At 55.4% G+C, this 5,782-nt stretch carries 5 protein-coding genes; all 5 read left to right on the forward strand.

The window, feature by feature from the left end; all coding sequences use genetic code 11:
• Positions 1–318, forward strand: a 318-nt coding sequence (locus RT340_RS21445; RefSeq protein ID WP_409566175.1) for a LysR substrate-binding domain-containing protein, incomplete at its 5' end; no start/stop codon positions are given.
• Between the two features lie 265 nt (positions 319–583).
• Positions 584–2,041, forward strand: a complete 1,458-nt coding sequence (locus tag RT340_RS21450) for an NAD-dependent succinate-semialdehyde dehydrogenase (protein ID WP_313377683.1) — start codon at positions 584–586, stop codon at positions 2,039–2,041.
• Between the two features lie 423 nt (positions 2,042–2,464).
• Entirely contained in the window at positions 2,465–3,934 is a 1,470-nt protein-coding gene (locus RT340_RS21455) for an aldehyde dehydrogenase family protein (RefSeq protein ID WP_313377684.1), read from the forward strand.
• 32 nt (positions 3,935–3,966) lie between these two features.
• Positions 3,967–4,635, forward strand: a complete 669-nt coding sequence (locus tag RT340_RS21460) for a haloacid dehalogenase type II (RefSeq protein WP_097116702.1) — start codon at positions 3,967–3,969, stop codon at positions 4,633–4,635.
• Positions 4,636–4,649: 14 nt separating this feature from the next.
• The coding region (locus tag RT340_RS21465; protein WP_313377685.1) for an FAD-binding oxidoreductase at positions 4,650–5,782 on the forward strand (1,133 nt) is incomplete at its 3' end.

The following is a 5,782-nucleotide window of genomic DNA, read 5'->3' on the forward strand; positions in this document are numbered from 1 at the left end:
GGTATAAAGCCGGATATCGTGCTCAGCGCGCAGGACTCCGACGTGGTGAAAACCTATGTTGAGTTGGGGCTCGGCGTTGGCATCCTGGCTGATCAGGCGTGCGACATTTATGAAGGTGAAGATTTGGTGAAAATCGACACCCATCATCTGTTTGATGCCAACACCGTATGGCTAGGATTGAAGCGCGGCCAGTTGCAACGCAATTACGTCTGGCAGTTTCTGGAACTGTGTAACGCCAATCTGTCGCTGGAGGAGATTAAGCGTCAGGCGCTCTCCTATGAAACGGAGTCTGAACCTGCTATCGATTTCCAGATTTAATGCAGTGGTCGCCATAAATGGCGACCACACATTTCCTACAGGGTGCGCATTCCTGCGCGCCTGGCCTCAAACCGCAGCGTAATCAATGACGCATTCATGCGCACCTGGCAACAAACCTCACCGTAATCAATGACGCATTTATGCACAGCATAAAATTTCTTTTGGCGCGCTAAAACACATCCTGGCCCGGTTTCCACCCCTTAGAAAAACATCCTAAACTGCTGCGCCACGTTACAGTGAAATGAACAGGATAAAGGGGATGAAAATGTCGCGGATTCAACTAAAAGATGCAGAACTGTTACGCCAGCAGGCGTTGTTTGGCGGGCGCTGGCAGGACGCCCATGCGGGCGCCACGCTGTCGGTCATCGATCCCTCCACTCAACAGCAGATTGCTACTATTCCGGCACTGGGTGCAGCCGAAACCGAGCAGGCAATAGATTATGCTGAGTCGGTGCGTGTCAGCTGGGGCAAAACCCCAAATGCATCGCGCGCCGCGCTGCTGGATAAGTGGCATCAGCTGATTCTCGATAACGCGGACGATCTGGCGGTCATCATGACCGCCGAGCAGGGCAAACCGCTGGCAGAGGCCAAAGGCGAGGTGTTGTACGGTGCCAGCTTTGTTAAATGGTTCGCTGAAGAGGCACGCCGCATCTATGGCGATACCATTCCGGCGCCCAGTGAAGACCGCCGCATTCTGGTTCTAAAACAACCTGTTGGCGTGGCCGCAGCGATTACGCCGTGGAATTTCCCGATTGCGATGATTACCCGCAAAGTGGCACCTGCGCTGGCCGCCGGTTGCCCGATCATCGTGAAACCTTCTGAGTTGACGCCGCTGTCGGCTCTGGCACTGGCGGTGCTGGCAGAGCGGGCAGGTTTTCCCTCTGGCGTACTTCAGGTTCTCACCGGATTACCCACCGAGATCGGCAGCACGCTGACTGCCAGCCGCACGGTGCGCAAAATTTCCTTTACCGGATCCACGCGCGTCGGCCAACTGCTGATGCAACAAAGTGCCGACAGCATTAAACGCCTTAGCCTGGAACTGGGCGGTAATGCGCCACTGATTGTGTTTGATGATGCCGATCTCGATGTCACTATCCCTGGCGTCATGGCGAGTAAATTCCGTAATGCCGGTCAGACCTGCGTCTGCGCCAATCGCATTTTGGTGCAACGCGGTATCTATGAGCGTTTCAGCGAGAAACTCCTGGAGGCAGTGGCAACCCTTAAAGTGGGGGATGGCTTTGAACCCAGTAGCACGATTGGGCCACTGATTAACGATCGCGCTGTTGAGAAGGTAAACAGCCATATTGATGATGCGCTTAGTCAGGGAGCGACCTTGCTGCGTGGCGGGATCAGTGCAGCGAATGGCACCTTTGTTGAGCCGACCGTGTTGGGTAATGTCACCAGCAGTATGCGTATTGCGCATGAAGAAACCTTCGGCCCGGTCGCACCGCTTTTTGTCTTCGATAGCGAAGAGGAGGCGATACGCATGGCGAATGACACGCCTTATGGATTGGGCGCTTATTTCTTTACGGAGAATATACGTCGAGCCTGGCGCGTGGCGGAATCATTAGAATTTGGCATGGTCGGTTTTAATACCGGTGCGATATCTTTAGATGCGGCACCTTTTGGCGGAATTAAATTATCCGGTTTAGGACGTGAAGGTTCGCGCTATGGAATTGAAGAGTACCTGGAGCAGAAAACGTTTCATATGGGCAGTTTATAAATGCAGCAATGCGTGTTAAATCGTACCGCTCCAAATAGGTAATCGCGCAATTCATTGCGCATAATGACTTTCATCACCAATTACATAAACAGCGCCGGCGACCTCAGGTTCACGGCGCTGTTTTATTTTGTGCGCGGCGTAATACTTTTCCGGCCTATCACCGTTTTAGTGCAAGTTTCGTGCGAGCTGCACCGTAGGGATGCACGAATTTTGTGAAGTAAATCATCTGTTTATTCCTTCGGCAAATCCGCAAATTTTCCCTCTTCAATACGGCAGAAAATTTTTCTGGGCTGTTTTTTACGCATTTTTATTTTTTACTGGGCTGGCATACTTTCTGCATTAGCTTATTAACGTGACAGATAAATGTAGTGCAAATCGTTAATTGGCGCACATGTGATGGGTGTAACAAATAAGGAATTTTCCATGTTAAGTTTCGACCCTGAAAAAGTTTCTCTCCCGATTGGCCATTATATTGGTGGCCAGCATGTTTCCACCCAGGGCGCGCGTTTTGCCGTTAAAAGGCCATCTGATGGCAAAGTCTATGCCGAGCTGAGCGAAGCCCAGGCCAGCGATGTTGAAAGGGCTGTCACCCTGGCGCATGAAGCGCTGAAAACCAGTGGCTGGCGCAGCTGCCCACCGCGTCAACGTGGCAAAGTGTTACGCCGTTGGGCCGATCTGATTGAAAGCGATCCGTTGCTGGCTCAGCTTGAAGCGCTGGGATCGACGCGCCCCATTAGCGATGTGGTACAGCATGAGATTCCGTTTACCGCAGAGGCCATCCGTTTCTACGCCGAGTGCGCAGACAAATACAGTGGCGATCTGTTCCCGACGCAGGAAAACAGCCTCGGCATGCTGATTTCGGAGCCATACGGCGTGATTGGCGCGATTACACCGTGGAATTTCCCGCTGTCGATGGCCTCGTGGAAATGCGGTCCAGCACTAGCAGCGGGTAATGCCGTGGTGCTGAAACCTTCGGAGCTGACACCTTTCTCTACGGTGCGTATGGCGGAACTGGCGGTGCAGGCCGGTTTACCGGCGGGCATTCTGAATATTGTGCAGGGCAGTGGTGCAGTGACCGGCAGCGCGCTGGTCACCCATCCGCTGGTACGCAAAGTCTCGTTCACCGGTTCCACGGTGACGGGTGCACGCATCATGAGTGACGCAGCACAGCATGGCATGAAGCCTGTCACGCTGGAGTTAGGTGGCAAAAGCCCACAGCTGGTGTTCGATGATGCGGGCGATATCGATGTCCTGGCACAGCGCATCCTGCGCGGCTTCACCGCCAACGGTGGACAGGCATGCGTCGCGGGTACTCGCTTAATTGTGCAACGTGGCATCGCTCAACCGCTGCTGGATCGCCTGGTGGCGCTATGCCAGCAGCCGCAGCCGGGTGTCACCTGGCAAGACAGCAGCCGTTATGCGCCGCTGATAGATGAGCGCCAGGGCAACAAGGTGGCATCGGTGATCGCTGAAGCCAAAGCGCAGGGCGCAGAAGTGTTAGTGGGCGGCGAACGTTTTGCGGATACCGCCGAAGGCTGGTTCTGGCAGCCGACCTTACTGTGCGGCGTGGCGGCAGATAACCCGGCGGTGCAGCAGGAGATCTTCGGCCCGGTGCTGACCGTGCAGGAGTTCGATAGCGAAGAAGAGGGCTTAGCATTGGCGGCGCACGAAACCTATGGCTTGTGCGCCGGTGTGCACACGCTAAGCCTGCCACGCGCCATGCGGGCGATGCGTGCTATCGAATCCGGCACCGTATGGATCAACCGCTACGGTCGCTCCGGTGATTTCATTATTCCTACTGGAGGCTTTCTTGGCTCCGGTATTGGCAAGGATCTGGGTCGTCAGGCGTTTCAGGCCTGCCAGCGCCAGAAGAGTGTATTAATCGATTTCTAAATTCACGTATCAGACAACGACGAGGTCGCGTCATGGCACTGTTTAAACCGAAATTCATCACCTTTGATTGCTACGGCACCCTGATTAACTTTGACATGGCAGGAGCGGCAGAGCGCTGCTTCAAAGATCGGGTGTCAGCCCAAGAGATGCTGGCCTTCACCACCGATTTTGCCATCTATCGCCGCGATGAAGTGCTGGGGGCGTGGAAACCTTACTACGACGTCGTCAGCGATGCGTTGGAGCGCACCTGTAAAAAATGGGGCGTGCAGTGGAGCAAAGCCGATAGCGACTTTATCTACACCGATTGCGCCACCTGGGGGCCGCACCCAGACGTGCCAGCTGGACTCGCCAAAGTGGCGAAAGCGTTCCCACTGGTGCTGCTCACCAACTCAATGAACGATTTGATTCCCCATCACGTGCCGCGTCTTGGTGCACCGATCCACATGACCATCACCGCAGAAGAAGTGGGTGCGTACAAGCCGCAGATGAAAGGCTTCGAGTACATGCTGGACAAGCTGAATTGCGGTCCCGAAGAGATCCTGCATGTTTCGTCGAGCCTGCGCTATGACCTGATGACCTGCTACGACATGGGCATCAAAAACAAAGTGTGGGTCAACCGGGGTCACGATCCGGCCAACCCAGCTTATGAATACACCGAGATTAAAGATATCGGCGGTCTGCCCGCTGTGGTTGGACTCTAAGCCCGGAGGCGGCGATGAAACTCGAATCATTCTGGCAAGCCACGGCACCGGCATTTACTGGCGCAGCGAGTGGCGCACTGCCGTCGGTTGCTGACGTGGTGGTGATTGGCGGCGGATTTACCGGCATCTCAACCGCGCTGAATCTCGCACGACAGGGTATCAACGTGGTGGTGCTGGAAAGTGGCAACGTGATGAGTCAGGCCTCCGCACGTAACGGTGGACACTGCAATACCGGCGTATCGCAAAACTTTGCTTCGCTGGTAGCCAGCCAGGGGATCGAGCAAGCCAGTCGCTTCTATCGGGCTTTTGATGACGCCGTGAGTTATGTCCAGCAACTGGTGCGGGAAGAGCAGATTGAATGTGATTTTCGCCTGTGCGGAAAGCTCAAGCTCGCCAGCAAAGCGTCGCATTTCCCCGGACTGCGCAGTGCATGGCAACTGATGCGTGACACAGTTGACCCGGAAATCGAGTTGATCAGTAAAGATGAGATTCGCCGTGAAGTGGGCAGCGATGCCTTTCACGGTGGCTTATTGCAAAAACGCGGTGGCCAGATGCATATGGGCAAGTTCGGCATTGGTCTCGCCAATGCCGCCGCTCGCGCGGGAGCGAAGATCTTTCCCCATCACGCGGTGACCGGCTTGACGCGCCTGGATGGCTACCGTCATCGCGTCACCACCGCCCAGGGCGAGATCATCGCGGATAAAGTCATGATGGCCACCGGCGTATCGAATGAAGGGCCGTTCCCGTGGTTCCAGCGCCGTATCGTGCCGGTGGGCAGCTTTATCGTCGTCACTGAACCACTGGGTGATGCGCTGATTGAACAAGTGCTGCCTAAAGATCGCACCTATGTGACCTCGCTGAATATCGGCAACTACTTCCGCACCACTGCCGATCGTCGCCTGGTGTTTGGGGGGCGCGCACGTTTTGCCGTCAGCAATCCAACCTCGGATTCGCGCAGTGGCGACGTGTTACGTGCGGCGATGACCGCACTGTTCCCACAATTCGGCCAATCGCGCATCGATTACTGCTGGGGCGGCATGGTGGATATGACGTCCGATCGCCTGCCGCATGCGGGTGAGCACGATGGCGTCTTCTATTCACTGGGTTATAGCGGCCTCGGCACACAGCTGTCGGTGTGGATGGGGCG

The sequence above is a fragment of the Pantoea sp. CTOTU50773 genome, assembly GCF_032082325.1.
Taxonomy (GTDB): domain Bacteria; phylum Pseudomonadota; class Gammaproteobacteria; order Enterobacterales; family Enterobacteriaceae; genus Pantoea; species Pantoea communis.

Excerpts from the sequence above, each read along its gene's own strand:
- RT340_RS21450 (WP_313377683.1), top strand. The coding sequence starts at position 584 with ATGTCGCGGATTCAACTAAAAGATGCAGAACTGTTACGCCAGCAGGCG.
- RT340_RS21455 (WP_313377684.1), top strand. The coding sequence starts at position 2,465 with ATGTTAAGTTTCGACCCTGAAAAAGTTTCTCTCCCGATTGGCCATTAT.
- RT340_RS21460 (WP_097116702.1), top strand. The coding sequence starts at position 3,967 with ATGGCACTGTTTAAACCGAAATTCATCACCTTTGATTGCTACGGCACC.